15 protein-coding genes are annotated in these 16,258 nt (G+C 60.7%); 9 read left to right on the forward strand and 6 right to left on the reverse strand.

Translation table 11 applies throughout. From position 1 onward, the window contains the following. Positions 1-97: 97 nt before the first annotated feature. A complete protein-coding gene (locus ACSQ87_RS03035; protein ID WP_436273333.1) occupies positions 98-922 on the reverse strand; it encodes an SDR family oxidoreductase in 825 nt (274 codons plus the stop codon). Positions 923-1,062: 140 nt separating this feature from the next. After that, the gene (locus ACSQ87_RS03040; RefSeq protein WP_033053959.1) at positions 1,063-2,103 is read right to left on the reverse strand and encodes a threonine aldolase family protein; all 1,041 of its coding nucleotides are present in this window, start codon (positions 2,101-2,103) and stop codon (positions 1,063-1,065) included. Between the two features lie 131 nt (positions 2,104-2,234). Here ACSQ87_RS03040 and ACSQ87_RS03045 point away from each other — a divergent pair, with 131 nt between their 5' ends. From ACSQ87_RS03045 to fdhA, 8 genes are all read left to right on the forward strand, one after another. After that, positions 2,235-2,954, forward strand: coding sequence for a TraX family protein (locus ACSQ87_RS03045; RefSeq protein WP_436273334.1), 720 nt, complete (start codon positions 2,235-2,237; stop codon positions 2,952-2,954). Between the two features lie 281 nt (positions 2,955-3,235). Then, a complete protein-coding gene (glyA, locus tag ACSQ87_RS03050; RefSeq protein ID WP_223431236.1) occupies positions 3,236-4,489 on the forward strand; it encodes a serine hydroxymethyltransferase in 1,254 nt (417 codons plus the stop codon). Between the two features lie 23 nt (positions 4,490-4,512). Further along, positions 4,513-5,763, forward strand: coding sequence for a sarcosine oxidase subunit beta (locus tag ACSQ87_RS03055; protein ID WP_007947735.1), 1,251 nt, complete (start codon positions 4,513-4,515; stop codon positions 5,761-5,763). A gap of 14 nt (positions 5,764-5,777) precedes the next feature. After that, positions 5,778-6,107: a sarcosine oxidase subunit delta gene (locus tag ACSQ87_RS03060; protein ID WP_123368610.1), complete on the forward strand. Its 330-nt coding sequence runs from the start codon at positions 5,778-5,780 to the stop codon at positions 6,105-6,107. After that, positions 6,104-9,121, forward strand: coding sequence for a sarcosine oxidase subunit alpha (locus ACSQ87_RS03065; RefSeq protein ID WP_436273335.1), 3,018 nt, complete (start codon positions 6,104-6,106; stop codon positions 9,119-9,121). The genes ACSQ87_RS03060 and ACSQ87_RS03065 overlap by 4 nt, the downstream gene beginning before the upstream one ends. A gap of 91 nt (positions 9,122-9,212) precedes the next feature. Then, on the forward strand, positions 9,213-9,845 hold the full coding sequence (locus ACSQ87_RS03070) for a sarcosine oxidase subunit gamma (protein WP_436273336.1): 633 nt from the start codon (positions 9,213-9,215) through the stop codon (positions 9,843-9,845). A gap of 210 nt (positions 9,846-10,055) precedes the next feature. Further along, positions 10,056-10,913 carry a formyltetrahydrofolate deformylase gene (gene purU, locus ACSQ87_RS03075; RefSeq protein WP_046045318.1) on the forward strand — a complete coding sequence of 286 codons (858 nt, stop codon included), beginning with the start codon at positions 10,056-10,058 and terminating at the stop codon, positions 10,911-10,913. Between the two features lie 86 nt (positions 10,914-10,999). Continuing rightward, positions 11,000-12,199 carry a formaldehyde dehydrogenase, glutathione-independent gene (gene fdhA, locus ACSQ87_RS03080; RefSeq protein WP_007947729.1) on the forward strand — a complete coding sequence of 400 codons (1,200 nt, stop codon included), beginning with the start codon at positions 11,000-11,002 and terminating at the stop codon, positions 12,197-12,199. 254 nt (positions 12,200-12,453) lie between these two features. Here fdhA and ACSQ87_RS03085 read toward each other — a convergent pair whose 3' ends face one another. Genes ACSQ87_RS03085 through ACSQ87_RS03095 form a run of 3 tightly spaced genes read right to left on the reverse strand, consistent with a single transcriptional unit; the run spans position 12,454 to position 14,405 of the window. Further along, entirely contained in the window at positions 12,454-13,128 is a 675-nt protein-coding gene (locus ACSQ87_RS03085; protein WP_436273337.1) for an anti-sigma factor, read from the reverse strand. Next, positions 13,125-13,760: an RNA polymerase sigma factor gene (locus ACSQ87_RS03090; protein WP_436273338.1), complete on the reverse strand. Its 636-nt coding sequence runs from the start codon at positions 13,758-13,760 to the stop codon at positions 13,125-13,127. The genes ACSQ87_RS03085 and ACSQ87_RS03090 overlap by 4 nt, the downstream gene beginning before the upstream one ends. A gap of 54 nt (positions 13,761-13,814) precedes the next feature. After that, positions 13,815-14,405 (reverse strand): fasciclin domain-containing protein, encoded by a 591-nt coding sequence (locus tag ACSQ87_RS03095; protein ID WP_436273339.1) that lies wholly within the window; start codon positions 14,403-14,405, stop codon positions 13,815-13,817. Positions 14,406-14,620: 215 nt separating this feature from the next. On the opposite strand from ACSQ87_RS03095, the gene ACSQ87_RS03100 reads away from it, so the two are divergent. Beyond that, complete coding sequence (locus ACSQ87_RS03100; RefSeq protein ID WP_436273340.1) at positions 14,621-15,181, forward strand: DUF2780 domain-containing protein; 561 nt, start codon at positions 14,621-14,623, stop codon at positions 15,179-15,181. Position 15,182: 1 nt separating this feature from the next. Here ACSQ87_RS03100 and ACSQ87_RS03105 read toward each other — a convergent pair whose 3' ends face one another. Then, on the reverse strand, positions 15,183-16,070 hold the full coding sequence (locus tag ACSQ87_RS03105; protein WP_223431242.1) for an acyltransferase: 888 nt from the start codon (positions 16,068-16,070) through the stop codon (positions 15,183-15,185). Positions 16,071-16,258 lie beyond the last annotated feature (188 nt).

Consider the following 16,258-nt stretch of genomic DNA (forward strand, 5'->3'; position numbering starts at 1 on the left):
TAAAGAAATCCACAGTCAGTCCCCTCGCCCCTTGGGGCGGTCCGACGTTTCGGGAGGGTTAGGGTGAGGGGCGGATCTAACTGACACCCTAAATCACTCAACCAACAAACAAATCCGGCATCAGCGGGTCGGTTGTGTCAGGCGCAAACCGATACGGTTCAAAATCCGTCACCCCGTGTTCACCAAGAATTTCCTCATCAATCAGCAATCGCCCAGTAATGCTGCGACCGCTGCTGCTCAGAATCACATGGGCGGCATCGGCCATGATCGCGGGCGTGCGCGCATGCTTGAACGACTCGCGTGACCCCAGCTGAAACTCGATGGCGGCGGTGGCTATCATCGTCTGCGGCCACAGGGAGTTGACGCTGATGCCATAGTTCTTGAATTCCTCGCTCATGCCCAGCGTCAGCATGCTCATGCCGTATTTCGTCACGGTGTACGGGCTGTATTGGGCGAACCACTTGGTGGCCAGGTTTAGCGGTGGCGACAGGCTGAGGATGTGCCCGCCGGACTTCTTCAGATAGGGCAGGGCGGCCTGGCTGCACAGGAGCACGGCGCGGGTGTTGATTTGGTGCATCAGGTCGAAGCGCTTGAGTTCGATGTGTTGAACCCCGGTCAGCTTGATCGCCCCGGCATTGTTGATCAGCGCATCAATGCCGCCGAAATGCTCGTTGGCCTTGGCCAGTGCCTCACGCACCGCGACTTCATCACGCACATCCACCTGCAAGGCCAACGCCTTGCCGCCCGCGGCTTCGACTTCCTTGGCCACGCTGAAAATCGTGCCCGGCAACTTGGGGTGCGGCTCGGCGCTTTTGGCTGCAATCACAATGTTGGCCCCATCCCGCGCCGCCCGCAGCGCGATCTCACGACCAATCCCACGGCTGGCGCCGGTGATGAACAGGGTTTTGCCTTTCAATGCCATGCGTGCGCTCCTGATTATTGTTATGTGAGCGAAGGCTCGACAAACAATGTAGACGATGGAGCAAGCGCAGGAGGGTGGGGTGGACGTGAACCTTGTGGCGAGGGGATGAATCCCCTCACCACAGGGGATCGGGTTGCTGCTTAGCGGGACATGACTTCGCGAATATCCGCCGCCAATTCCCGTACGCGTTCTTCTTCGGTGTCCCACGAGCACATGAAGCGTGCGCCGCCGTTGCCGATGAAGGTGTAGAAGCGCCAGCCCTTGGCCGTCAGTGCGGCGATAGCCGGTTCCGAGAGTTGCAGGAACACGCCGTTGGCCTGTACCGGGAACATCAGTTCCACACCTGGAATGTCGCTCACCAGTTCCGCCAGCAGCTGCGCGCAGTGGTTGGCGTGGCGGGCGTATTTGAGCCAGGCGTCGTTTTCCAGAATCCCGACCCATGGTGCCGAGAGGAAGCGCATTTTCGACGCCAGTTGCCCGGCCTGTTTGCAGCGGTAATCGAAGTCTTCGGCCAGCTTGTGGTTGAAGAACAGAATCGCCTCACCCACCGCCATGCCGTTTTTCGTGCCGCCGAAGCACAACACGTCGACGCCGGCCTTCCAGGTCAGGTCGGCCGGCGTGCAGCCAAGGAACGCACAGGCGTTGGAGAAGCGCGCACCGTCCATGTGCAGGTTCAGGCCCAGTTCTTTGCACGTGGCGCTGATGGCGCGGATTTCTTCCGGGGTGTAGACGCTGCCGACTTCGGTGGCCTGGGTCAGGGTCACGACGCGCGGTTTCGGGTAGTGGATGTCCTGGCGCTTGAGCGCGATTTCGCGGATCGATTCCGGGGTCAGCTTGCCGTTTTCAGTGCGGGCGATGAGCAGCTTGGAACCGTTGGAAAAGAATTCCGGTGCGCCGCATTCGTCGGTTTCGACGTGGGCGGTTTCCGAGCAGATCACGCTGTGGTAACTCTGGCACAGCGACGACAGGGCCAGGGAGTTGGCCGCGGTACCGTTGAAGGCGAAGAACACTTCGCAGTCGGTTTCGAACAGTTTGCGGAAATCGTCGGACGCGCGTGCGGTCCATTCGTCGTCGCCGTAGGCGCGTTGGTGGCCGTGGTTGGCCTGTTCCATGGCCGCCCAGGCTTCAGGGCAGATACCGGAATAGTTGTCGCTGGCGAATTGTTGGCTCTTATCGGTCATGGCCGGCTTCCGTGTTCGGGGCTCTTATGGTGAAGAGTTCCGTGGTCAATGATGGTGCGCACTTTACCCAAGATCGTCAGGAGCGCACACGGGATGATGCTGTCAGAAAAATACAAAGACGACAGGCGATTATGCACATGACGCAAAGGGATGGGGCACTGGATCTGCTCAAGTGGCTGGCGCTGTTGAGCATGGTGCTCGATCACCTGCGATATGTCGGTTATTCCGTCGATCTGCTGTATGTGCCGGGGCGACTGGCGTTCCCCTGGTTCTGTCTGGCAATGGCCGCAAACCTGGCGCGGGCCCGTGCGGTGACGACGGACGGCCAGTGGCGTTACCTGGGCTGGTTGCTGCTGTTTAGCGCCATCAGCGAAATTCCGTATCGGATGTACATTCCTGATCCCGACACCTTGAACGTGCTGCCCACGTTGGCGCTGGGGTTGCTGGTGGCCCGTGGCTGGCAGGACCGAACCCTGCAAGCGCGACTGTTGGCGGCAGGCGCCTTGCTGCTGGCGGCGCTGTTCCCGGAGCGACTGATGTTCGGCTTTTTCGGCGTGCTGTTGCCGCTGGCGATGTTGCTGGTGATCGGGCGGCCCTGGTATTTCAGCCTGTTGCCGGGATTGGTCTGTCTGGCAGCCAATCAATGGCAAGTGCTGTATTCCTCCGCGTGGTTTCACAACAGTGAAGCTATCCTCGGCATCGCCGCTTGTCTGATCGCGCCACTGGCCGGCCTGCTTTTGCTGCGCCACGCCGGCCAGTTCAAACCTCCACCACCGATGCGTCGCTGGGCGTACGCGCTGTATCCGCTGCATTTTTTACTGTTGCTACTTGTCCGCCAAGTCGCCTCATAACCCTGTGGGAGCGGGCTTGCTCGCGAATGCGGTGTGTCATTCAGCATTGTTGTCGACTGGCACACCGCATTCGCGAGCAAGCCCGCTCCCACAGGGATCTCTGCTGGTTCGGGGATCGTGTCCGGTCAAGCATTTCGGCCCATGTCGTAAACGCACCTTTGCGTGGCGTCCGTAGGCATTTGGCCTGTCTGCGCCGGTCATACCATCGCTATCAAAGGGCACTGCCGAAACGCGTGCCTTACCGAGACGAATGGCGCATAGATGCCGCTGGGAGAGACGCGATGTTCAGCAAGCAAGACCAGATCAAGGGTTACGACGATGCACTGCTGGCGGCGATGAATGCCGAGGAGCAACGCCAGGAAGATCACATCGAGCTGATCGCGTCAGAGAACTACACCAGCAAACGCGTCATGGAAGCGCAAGGCAGTGGCCTGACCAACAAATACGCCGAAGGCTATCCGGGCAAGCGCTACTACGGTGGCTGCGAACACGTCGATAAAGTTGAAGCACTGGCCATCGAACGCGCCAAGCAGCTGTTCGGTGCTGATTACGCCAACGTGCAGCCGCATTCCGGTTCCTCGGCCAACAGCGCCGTTTACCTGGCTCTGCTGCAGGCCGGCGACACCATCCTCGGCATGAGCCTGGCCCACGGCGGTCACCTGACCCACGGCGCCAAAGTGTCGTCCTCGGGCAAGCTGTACAACGCCGTGCAGTACGGCATCGACACCAAAACCGGTCTGATCGACTACGACGAAGTCGAGCGCCTGGCCGTCGAGTGCAAGCCGAAGATGATCGTCGCCGGCTTCTCTGCTTACTCCAAGACCCTCGACTTCCCACGCTTCCGTCAGATCGCCGACAAGGTCGGTGCCCTGCTGTTCGTCGACATGGCTCACGTTGCAGGTCTGGTCGCTGCCGGCCTGTACCCGAATCCGCTGCCGTACGCCGACGTGGTGACCACCACCACCCACAAGACCCTGCGCGGTCCACGTGGCGGCCTGATCCTGTGCAAGGCCAACGAAGAAATCGAGAAAAAGCTCAACGCCGCAGTGTTCCCGGGTGCACAGGGCGGCCCGCTGATGCACGTCATCGCTGGTAAAGCGGTGTGCTTCAAGGAAGCGCTGGAGCCAGGTTTCAAGGTTTACCAGCAACAAGTGATCGACAACGCCCAGGCCATGGCCGGCGTATTTATCAAACGCGGCTACGATGTAGTGTCCGGCGGTACCGATAACCACCTGTTCCTGGTCAGCCTGATCCGTCAGGGCCTCACCGGCAAAGAGGCGGATGCAGCACTCGGTCGCGCCCACATCACCGTGAACAAGAACGCTGTCCCGAACGATCCACAGTCGCCGTTCGTGACCTCCGGCCTGCGCATCGGCACCCCGGCGGTGACCACTCGCGGCTTCAAGGTTACCCAGTGCGTCACGCTGGCCGGCTGGATCTGCGACATCCTCGACAACCTCGGCGACGCCGACGTCGAGGCCAATGTTGCGCAGCAAGTTTCGGCCCTGTGCGCGGACTTCCCGGTTTATCGCTGAGCGCGGTTTTGGAGTAAATGACTATGCAACGCTACTCGGGCTTCGGCCTCTTCAAACACTCCCTCAGCCATCACGAAAACTGGCAGAAGATGTGGCGCACGCCGACCCCTAAAAAGGTCTATGACGTGGTCATCGTCGGCGGTGGCGGGCATGGTCTGGCGACCGCCTACTACCTCGCCAAAGAGCACGGCATCACTAACGTGGCCGTGGTCGAGAAAGGCTGGCTGGGCGGCGGTAACACTGCGCGCAACACCACCATCGTTCGCTCCAACTACCTGTGGGACGAGTCGGCGCACCTGTATGAACACGCAATGAAATTGTGGGAAGGTCTGTCCCAGGACCTGAACTACAACGTGATGTTCTCCCAGCGCGGCGTTTACAACCTGTGCCACACGCTTCAAGACATCCGTGATTCCGAGCGTCGTGTCAGCGCCAACCGCCTCAACGGCGTGGACGGCGAACTGCTCGATGCCAAACAGGTTGCCGACGAGATTCCTTACCTCGACTGCTCCAAGAACACTCGCTACCCGGTGATGGGCGCTACCGTCCAGCGTCGCGGCGGCGTGGCTCGTCACGATGCCGTGGCCTGGGGCTTTGCCCGTGCCGCCGACGCCTTGGGCGTTGACCTGATTCAACAGACCGAAGTGATCGGCTTCCGCAAGGAAAACGGCGTGTGCATCGGTGTTGAAACCAACAAAGGCTTCATCGGCGCCAAGCGCGTTGGTGTGGTCACTGCCGGTAACTCCGGGCACATGGCCAAGCTCGCCGGTTTCCGTCTGCCGATCGAATCGCACCCGCTGCAAGCGCTGGTGTCCGAGCCGATCAAGCCGATTATCGACAGCGTGATCATGTCCAACGCCGTACACGGTTACATCAGCCAGTCCGACAAGGGCGACCTGGTGATCGGCGCCGGCATCGACGGCTACAACGGCTACGGCCAGCGTGGTTCGTACCCGGTGATCGAGCACACCATCCAGGCCATCGTCGAGATGTTCCCGGTGTTGTCCCGCGTGCGCATGAACCGTCAGTGGGGCGGCATCGTCGACACCACGCCGGACGCATGCCCGATCATCTCGAAAACCCCGGTGCCGAACATGTTCTTCAACTGCGGTTGGGGCACCGGTGGCTTCAAGGCAACACCTGGCTCGGGCAACGTGTTTGCCGCGAGTCTGGCCAAGGGTGAAATGCACCCATTGGCTGCACCTTTCTCCATCGACCGTTTCCACAACGGTGCGTTGATCGATGAACACGGCGCTGCTGCGGTTGCCCACTAACAGGAGAAATCCCCATGTTGCATATCTTCTGTCCTCACTGCGGCGAACTGCGCTCCGAAGAGGAATTCCACGCATCCGGCCAGGCGCACATCCCGCGTCCACTGGATCCGACCAACTGCACCGACGAGGAGTGGGGCGACTACATGTTCTTCCGCGATAACCCTCGCGGTCTGCACCACGAGCTGTGGGATCACGTCGCCGGTTGCCGTCAGTACTTCAACGCCACCCGTGACACCGTGACCTACGAGATTCTCGAGACTTACAAGATCGGCGCCAAGCCGCAGTTCACCGACAAGACCGATAGCCCGAAAGCGGCCGCCACGGCTCTGGGAGAGAAGGTATGAGCCAGATCAATCGCCTGTCCAACGGCGGACGGATCGACCGCAACAAAGTGCTGAACTTCACCTTCAACGGCCAGACCTACAAAGGCTTTGAAGGCGACTCCCTGGCCGCTGCCTTGCTGGCCAACGGTGTGGACATCATCGGTCGCAGCTTCAAGTATTCCCGTCCGCGCGGCATCTTTGCCGCCGGTGCCGAAGAGCCGAACGCCGTGCTGCAGATCGGCGCGACCGAAGCCACGCAGATCCCGAACGTACGCGCCACGCAACAAGCGCTGTATCAAGGTTTGGTCGCCACCAGCACCAACGGCTGGCCGAGCGTGAACAACGACATGATGGGGATTCTCGGCAAGGTCGGCGGCAAGCTGATGCCGCCGGGCTTCTACTACAAAACTTTCATGTACCCGCAATCGTTCTGGATGACTTACGAGAAGTACATTCGTAAGGCCGCCGGTCTTGGCCGCTCGCCGACCGAGAACGATCCGGACACCTACGACTACATGAACCAGCACTGCGACGTGCTGATCGTCGGCGGTGGCCCTGCTGGCCTGGCCGCTGCACTGGCGGCTGCCCGCAGCGGTGCGCGCGTAATCCTCGCCGATGAACAGGAAGAGTTCGGCGGCAGCCTGCTCGATTCCCGCGAAAGCCTCGACGGCAAACCGGCCGCCGAATGGGTCGCCAGCGTCATCGCTGAACTGAAAGACACCCCGGACGTGCTGCTGTTGCCGCGCGCCACGGTCAACGGTTACCACGACCATAACTTCCTGACCATTCACGAGCGTCTGACCGATCACCTCGGCGACCGCGCCCCGATTGGCCAGGTACGTCAGCGCATCCACCGCGTTCGCGCCAAGCGTGTAGTGCTGGCGACCGGTACTCACGAGCGTCCGCTGGTTTACGGCAACAACGACGTGCCGGGCAACATGCTCGCCGGCGCTGTGTCGACTTACGTGCGTCGTTACGGCGTGGCTCCGGGCAAAAAACTGGTGCTGTCGACCAACAACGATCACGCCTATCGCGTTGCTCTGGATTGGCTCGACGCCAGCCTGCAAGTTGTCGCCATTGCCGATGCCCGCAGCAATCCGCGCGGTGCGCTGGTTGAAGAAGCGCGCGCCAAAGGCATCCGCATCCTGACCGGCAGCGCCGTGATCGAGGCCCGTGGCAGCAAGCACGTGACCGCCGCTCGCGTTGCCGCGATCGATGTCAAAGCGCACACCGTGACCAGCCCAGGTGAGTGGCTTGAATGCGACCTGGTTGCCAGCTCCGGCGGTTACAGCCCGGTGGTTCACCTGGCGTCGCACTTGGGTGGCAAGCCGATCTGGCGTGAAGACATCCTCGGTTTCGTACCGGGCGAAGCACCGCAGAAACGCGTGTGCGTCGGTGGCATCAACGGCGTCTACGGTCTCGGCGATTCCCTGGCCGATGGTTTTGAAGGCGGCGCTCGCGCAGCCAGCGAAGCCGGTTTCAGCGTGGTCGAAGGCACCTTGCCGAAAGCCCTGAGCCGTCTGGAAGAGCCAACACTGGCGCTGTTCCAGGTGCCCCACGAAAAAGCCACCGCACGGGCGCCGAAGCAATTCGTCGACCTGCAAAACGACGTCACCGCGGCCGCCATCGAACTGGCGACCCGCGAAGGCTTCGAGTCGGTCGAGCACGTCAAACGCTACACCGCACTGGGCTTCGGTACTGACCAGGGCAAGCTCGGCAACGTCAACGGTCTGGCCATCGCCGCCCGTTCGCTGAACGTGACCATCCCGCAGATGGGCACCACCATGTTCCGTCCGAACTACACGCCGGTCACTTTCGGTGCTGTAGCCGGCCGTCACTGTGGGCACATCTTCGAGCCTGTGCGTTTCACCGCGCTGCATCACTGGCACGTGAAGAACGGCGCCGAGTTCGAAGACGTCGGTCAGTGGAAACGTCCTTGGTACTTCCCGAAAAACGGTGAAGACCTGCATACCGCCGTGAAGCGCGAATGCAAAGCCGTGCGCGACAGCGTTGGCCTGCTGGACGCTTCGACCCTGGGCAAAATCGACATCCAGGGCCCGGATTGCCGTGAGTTCCTCAACCGCATCTACACCAACGCCTGGACCAAGCTCGACGTGGGCAAGGCCCGTTACGGCCTGATGTGCAAAGAAGACGGCATGGTCTTCGACGACGGCGTAACCGCCTGCCTCGCCGACAACCACTTCGTGATGACCACCACCACCGGCGGCGCTGCACGCGTGCTGCAATGGCTGGAAATCTATCACCAGACCGAATGGCCAGACCTGAAGGTGTACTTCACTTCCGTGACGGATCACTGGGCGACCATGACCCTGTCCGGGCCGAACAGCCGCAAGCTGCTCAGCGAAGTCACCGACATTGACCTGAGCAACGAAGCGTTCCCGTTCATGACCTGGAAAGAAGGTCTGGTCGGCGGCGTACCAGCGCGGGTGTTCCGGATTTCGTTTACCGGTGAACTGTCGTACGAAGTCAACGTGCAGGCCGACTACGCCATGGGCGTGCTCGAGAAAATCGTCGAGGCCGGCAAGCAGTACAACCTGACGCCATATGGCACCGAAACCATGCACGTACTGCGTGCGGAGAAGGGCTTCATCATCGTCGGTCAGGACACTGACAGCTCGATGACCCCGGATGACCTGAACATGGGCTGGTGTGTCGGTCGCACCAAACCGTTCTCGTGGATCGGCCAGCGTGGCATGAACCGTGAAGACTGCGTGCGTGATCAGCGCAAACAGTTGGTGGGCCTGAAGCCGATCGATCCGACCAAATGGCTGCCAGAAGGTGCGCAACTGGTGTTCAACACCAAGCAGGCGATCCCGATGACCATGGTCGGCCACGTGACCTCCAGCTACTTGCACAACTCCCTCGGTTATTCGTTTGCCATGGGTGTTGTGAAGGGCGGCTTGAAGCGTATCGGTGAGCGCGTGTTCGCACCGCTGGCCGATGGCAGCGTGATCGAAGCGGAAATCGTTTCTTCGGTGTTCTTCGATCCGAAAGGCGATCGCCAGAACGTCTGACACAGCGATTCCCTGTGGGAGCGAGCTTGCTCGCGATGGCGGCAACGCTGCTTCCACAGGGAGTACAAAAAGAATTCAGGACAGGTGCTTTATGACCGCAGCCAATGTTTACCAACAACGCCCAACCACTGGGGCCAAGGCCGAGTCGTCGCTGCATCATGCCGACCTCGCCAGCCTGGTGGGCAAGGGCCGCAAAAGCGCCGGCGTGATCGTGCGTGAGAAAAAACTCCTCGGCCACCTGACCATTCGTGGCGATGGCCATGATGCTGCGTTCGCTGCCGGGGTGCACAAAGCCCTCGGTATCGAATTGCCGGGCGCGCTGACCGTCGTCGTCAAAGGCGAAACCAGCCTGCAATGGATGGGGCCGGATGAATGGCTGCTGATCGTGCCGACCGGTGAAGAATTCGCCGCCGAGAAGAAACTGCGTGAAGCGCTGGGCGACCTGCATATTGCGATCACCAACGTCAGCGGCGGCCAGCAGCTCCTCGAACTGAGCGGCCCGAACGTGCGCCAGGTGCTGATGAAGTCCACCAGCTACGACGTGCACCCGAACAGCTTCCCGGTGGGCAAGGCTGTGGGCACCGTGTTTGCCAAGTCGCAACTGATGATCCGCCATACCGCCGAAGACACCTGGGAACTGCTGATTCGTCGCAGCTTCTCGGATTACTGGTGGTTGTGGTTGCAGGATGCTGCGGCTGAATACGGCTTGAGTGTTCAGGCTTAAAAGCCACCCCTCACCCCAACCCTCTCCCCAGAGGGGAGAGGGGGGAAGGGAGCCGATTTGCATGTTTTTCAGAGCCTGAGTTCGACTCGGTATTTCAGGTCGATGTAGCTCTAAGAACAACTCGGTCAGTCCCCTCTACCTCTGGGAGAGGGCTAGGGTGAGGGGTGGATTTCCCTGACACCCAGCACAATGAACAGGAGTCACCGCACTATGAGCCGCGCCCCAGACACATGGATTCTGACCGCCGACTGCCCAAGCGTTCTCGGCACCGTGGACGCGGTGACCCGCTTTCTGTTCGAGCAGGGCTGCTACGTCACCGAACACCATTCCTTTGATGACCGGCTTTCGGGCCGTTTCTTCATTCGTGTGGAATTCCGTCAGCCCGACGGCTTTGACGAACAAGCCTTCCGCGCAGGGCTCGAAGAACGCGGCCAAGCCTTCGGCATGATCTTCGAACTCACGGCGCCGAACTACCGCCCGAAAGTGGTGATCATGGTTTCCAAGGCCGATCACTGCCTCAACGATTTGCTCTACCGCCAGCGCATCGGCCAGTTGTCGATGGACGTGGCCGCTGTGGTCTCCAACCACCCGGACCTCAAGCCGTTGGCGGACTGGCACCAGATTCCGTACCACCACTTCCCGCTGGACCCGAACGACAAACCGTCCCAGGAGCGTCAGGTCTGGCAGGTGATCGAAGAGTCCGGCGCCGAACTGGTGATTCTCGCCCGCTACATGCAAGTCCTGTCGCCCGAGCTGTGCCGGAAACTCGACGGCAAGGCGATCAATATCCATCACTCCCTGCTGCCCGGTTTCAAGGGCGCCAAGCCTTATCACCAGGCCTACAACAAGGGCGTGAAACTGGTGGGTGCCACGGCGCACTACATCAACAACGACCTGGACGAAGGCCCGATCATCGCCCAGGGCGTAGAGGCCGTGGACCACAGTCATTACCCGGAAGATTTGATCGCCAAGGGGCGGGATATCGAAGGGCTGACGTTGGCGCGGGCTGTTGGTTATCACATTGAAAGACGAGTGTTTTTGAACGCGAACAGAACGGTTGTTCTTTAACTGCCGAGTGATCTACCCGAGCAATCAACGCGCCGCCGATCCTTGGCGACGCGACCGCTACATAAAAACAACAGCGAGGTGAAAGCATGTCTGGCAATCGTGGTGTGGTGTATCTCGGCAATGGCAAAGTCGAAATACAGAAAATCGACTATCCGAAAATGCAGGACCCGCGCGGCAGGAAGATTAATCACGCTGTCATCCTGCGTGTGGTTTCCACCAACATCTGTGGTTCCGACCAGCACATGGTGCGTGGCCGTACTACCGCTCAAACCGGCCTGGTACTGGGCCACGAGATCACTGGTGAAGTGATCGAGAAGGGCAGCGACGTCGAAAACCTGCAAATCGGCGATCTGGTGTCCGTACCGTTCAACGTGGCTTGCGGGCGCTGCCGTTCCTGCAAGGAAATGCACACCGGTGTTTGCCTGAGCGTTAACCCGGCGCGTCCGGGCGGTGCGTACGGTTATGTCGACATGGGCGACTGGACCGGCGGCCAGGCTGAATACGCGATGGTGCCGTATGCCGACTTCAACCTGCTGAAACTCCCGGATCGCGATCGCGCGATGGAAAAAATCCGTGACCTGACCTGCCTCTCCGACATCCTGCCGACCGGTTACCACGGCGCAGTGACGGCCGGCGTTGGCCCTGGCAGCACCGTGTACATCGCCGGTGCTGGTCCTGTCGGTCTGGCCGCCGCCGCTTCCGCTCGCCTGTTGGGCGCAGCGGTGGTGATCATCGGTGACGTCAATACCGTCCGCCTGGCACACGCCAAGGCTCAGGGTTTCGAAATCGCCGACCTGTCCCTGGACACCCCGCTGCACGAACAGATCGCTGCACTGCTGGGCGAGCCAGAAGTGGATTGCGCCGTCGACGCCGTGGGCTTCGAAGCGCGCGGTCACGGCCATGACGGCGTGAAACACGAGGCTCCGGCCACCGTGCTCAACTCGCTGATGGGTGTGGTTCGGGTTGCCGGCAAAATCGGTATCCCAGGCCTGTACGTGACTGAAGATCCGGGTGCAGTCGATGCAGCCGCGAAAATGGGCAGCCTGAGCATCCGCTTCGGTCTGGGCTGGGCCAAATCCCACAGCTTCCACACCGGCCAGACGCCAGTGATGAAGTACAACCGCCAGCTGATGCAGGCGATCATGTGGGACCGTATCCACATTGCCGACATCGTGGGTGTGGAAGTCATCAGCCTGGATGACGCGCCACGTGGTTATGGCGAGTTCGATGCGGGCGTGCCGAAGAAGTTTGTGATCGATCCGCATAAGTTGTTTAGTGCGGCGTAAGGCTTCACGCAAGACAAAACGGCGACCCCAGGGTCGCCGTTTTTTTTTGGCTAAAATTGTTGGTGAGTCTGAGAGCCACCCCTCACCCCAGCCCTCTCCCCATAGGGGAGAGGGGAAAGGGAGCAGATTGGGGGCCTTTCAGATCCTGAGTTCGACTCGATATTTCAGGTCGATGTAGCTCGAAGAACAACTCGGTCAGTCCCCTCTACCTCCGGGCGGTCCGACGTTTCGGGAGGGCTAGGGTGAGGGGTGGTTTACAAGGCCGCCAACGCCCCTTGATACAACACCGGTCCCGTCGGTTGCCCTGTCGGCGAGCCGCCCTTCGGTTCAAGACTGACTGCCAACGCAATCGGTTTGCCAATCAGCGCTTTCTGCACATCGCTCAGCTCTACGCGCCCCTTGCCGCCCGCCGGAATCACCCCAAGTGAAATCGGCTTGCCATCCGCCGGAATCGCCCACAACTCCAGACTGCGCCCGGGATCAACCGCTGCCAGCGTCAGCGGCTCAACGTTCAAATAATCCTCATGCGCTTCAACCTTCAACGCAGGCTGCGCGTCGGCGGTCAGCAATGTAGCGCTGTAACGCGCGCTGTCGCGGTTATAGATCACACCCAACGTCACGGCGATCACCAGTGAGCAAACCGCAGCCGTCACTCGTAACCAGCTCCAGAACCGACGTTTTTCCGGCATGTGCAGCACTTGCGGCTCAATCCGCGCCGTAATTCCCTGCCACACCCGATCCGGCACCGGCTGCTCCGGCAGGGCTTCGGTCAGACTCGCGAGGCTTTCCTGCCACTGCGCCAATTCCGCACGAAGCGCCGCGTCTTCCAGCAACAGCTGTTCGAAACGCCGACGAGCGGCAGAAGGCATCAAACCGATGGCGTAATCGGCGGCGAGGGCGCGGCGCAGGGTGGGGGTTTGATAGTTCATGATTCAAGGCACCTGCGCAGTCGCTCCATACCGCGACGGATCCAGGATTTCACCGAGCCCAGCGGCGCGGCCAGGTGTTCGGCGAGCTCAGAGCAGGACAACCCCTGAAAGTAAGCCACAGTGATCGATTGACGCTGCATGCCGTCGAGGCTTTCCAGGCAGCGGTTCAGCGCGGTGGCCTCACGGGCACGGCTGAGTTGTTCGTGGGCCGATGGGCTTTCATCCACCAGCGCCTGTTCTTCAAGGTCGCTCAACGGCCGGTCGCGGTGTTTGCGCAACTGATCGATGGCCTGATGACGGGTGATGTTAATCATCCAGGTCAGCGGCGCCGACAGATGGGCGTCGTAGCGCGAGGCGTTGTTCCAGATGCGCACGAAGCTTTCCTGCAACACTTCTTCAGCCAGATCCGGCCGCCCCATGAACCGCAGCGCTACGCCATGCAGCCGTGGGCCGACGCTGCGGTAAAGCGTCTCGAAAGCGCGGCGGTCGCCCAGTGAACACTGGGCCAAAAGCTGCCTGAGCTGATCGGCGTCGGCGGTGGGAATGGCAGTTCTCCGGGCAGTCGAAGTGGGCTGGGTGAGGTGCCGGTTGCAGGCAGAGGTTAGTTCACGGTGCGTCGTTGTTCCATTCACGGGTGGCCACCTCGGACAACCGCCGACCCCGATGGGCGGGGTCGGCGGCACCCCTCAGCTTTTCGGCATCAGTACTTTGTCGATGACCTGAATCACACCGTTGGACTGGTACACGTCATAGGTGGTGATGTCGGCGACGTCACCTTTTTCATCCTTGATGGTGATGTTGTGCGGGCCGTTCATCATCGCCCACAGCTTGCCGCCTGCGACGGTGGTCAGTTCGGCTTTGCCGCCACCGGCCTTGATCTTCTCGGCCAGGGTCATCATGTCGAGTTTCCCGGCGACCACGTGGTAGGTGAGGACGTGAGTCAGGGTCGCCTTGTTGGCGGGTTTGAGCAGGGTATCGACAGTGCCGGCCGGCAGCGCAGCGAAGGCCGAGTTGACCGGGGCGAACACGGTGAACGGGCCTTTGCCCTTGAGGGTATCCACCAGGCCAGCGGCTTTCACGGCGGCGACCAGGGTGGTGTGGTCGGCGGAGTTCACCGCGTTATCGATGATGTCCTTGCTCGGCATCATGCTTTGGCCGCCGACGATGACCGCGTGGCTCGTGTCTGCCGCTTGCACGGTGTTCAGGACGAATCCGCCGCCAAGGGCCAGGGTCAGCAGGCTGGCAATCAACGGCGTTTTGATCGAAGTGCGTTTCATGGTGATGATCCTCGTGCAGGGAATCGGCCAGGAATGTCTGTCCGTGCTTGATATACGCGGGCGGGGCCAGACTGGATGCAGCACCGGTCAATTCTTTTTCGACTGTTCGTCGGGGGCTCGCCAAGACTCGGAACAATCCCCTGGGATGCCAGTCCAACACACGGTTTTTCGCTGCCCATTGCCGGGCGGTTTTCATGGCACATGAGGATGTCTGAATGAAGATTTCACGCGGTTTTGCACTGGCTTCGCTGATGTGTCTGGCGGCCAGTCCGGTCTTTGCTCAGTTCAGCCTGTTCGATGCGGCCAATGCCCTCTCCGGCACGCAGGACGATGACGCCGCCGCAGCCGCGCCGACTGCGACGACCGCGCAGGCGGCCGGTCTGCTGAGTGCCCTCAGCCAGTTAAACGTGACGCCAGAACAAGCCATTGGCGGTGCCGGGGCGATGCTCGGTCTGGCGAAGAATCAATTGAGTTCGACCGACTACTCGGCGTTGTCCAAAAGCGTGCCCGGAATCGACTTACTGTCCGGTGGCGGTGAACTGGGTGTCCTCAGCGGCTTGCTTGGCTCGTCCGGTCAAGCGGCAGGTCTGGGCAACGTCTTGGGCAACCTGAATAACACCAACGACCTGAACAGTGCCTTCAACGCATTGGGCATGGACACTGGCATGATCGGCCTGTTTGCCCCCGTGCTTCTGCAATTTTTCGGTCAGCAGGGCGTCGGCGGCTCACTGCTGACAAACCTGGGCGGGATCTGGGGCGCAGGCACCGGTACCTGATTCAGCGGCGCTCGGCGCGCAATGCGTCGATACGCTGGTCCTTCTCGATCCAGAGCTGGTTGACCCAGTTCTGGATGGTTTCGCGAAACTGCGGATCGTTTTCGTAATCGCCTTGCCACAGCGCCGGGTCGAGTTCGCGGGTCTTGATGTCGATGATGACCTTCGGCACGTTGCCGCTGAGCAAATCCCAGAAACCCGGAATCGTCTGCTGCGGATACACCACCGTCACATCAAGGACGGCGTCCAGCTGTTCGCCCATTGCCGCCAGAACAAACGCCACGCCGCCAGCCTTGGGCCTGAGCAGGTGGGTGAAGGGTGATTGCTGCCGGGCACGTTTCGCAGCGGTAAAGCGAGTGCCTTCCAGGTAATTGACCACCGTCACCGGCTGACGTTTGTACAACTCGCACGCTGCTTGGGTGATCTCCAGATCCTTGCCGGCCAGCTCAGGGTGCTTCGCCAGGAATGCCTTGGTGTAGCGTTTCATGAACGGGTAATCCAGCGCCCACCACGCCAACCCCAGGAACGGCACCCAGATCAGCTCTTTCTTGAGGAAGAACTTGAAGAACGGCGTGCGGCGATTCAGCGTCTGGATCAGCGCCGGGATATCGACCCAGGATTGATGGTTGCTGATCACCAGATACGACGTGTCGACCCGCAGGTCATCACCGCCACGGATGTCCCATTGCGTGGGGATGCACAGGCGGAAAATCAGCTTGTCGATTTCGGCCCAGGTCTCGGCAATCCCCATCACCGTCCATGAGGCGTAATCACGCAAGCGACCGGGCAGGACCAGTTTGAGCAAGGCGAACACCATCAGCGGCCCGAACAGGACCAGGGTGTTGAGCAACAGCAGCAGGGTAACGAAACAGCCGGTGAGCAGGCGGCGCATAAATAACTCTTGAAAGCCTTTGGGCGCGCAATGATAAGCAGCTTCGGACGGCAGGCCAAATCGGTGACGACGAATGTTTCACCTTTGGACCGTTAACCTCCCAGAGTTATGAGATCTCTGTGGCGAGGGAGCTTGCTCCCGCTGGGCTGCGAAGCGGCCCCCAATCATGCACTTCAATTTTTCAGGTA

The sequence above is a fragment of the Pseudomonas sp. LjRoot277 genome (assembly GCF_964253845.1).
Classification (GTDB): domain Bacteria; phylum Pseudomonadota; class Gammaproteobacteria; order Pseudomonadales; family Pseudomonadaceae; genus Aquipseudomonas.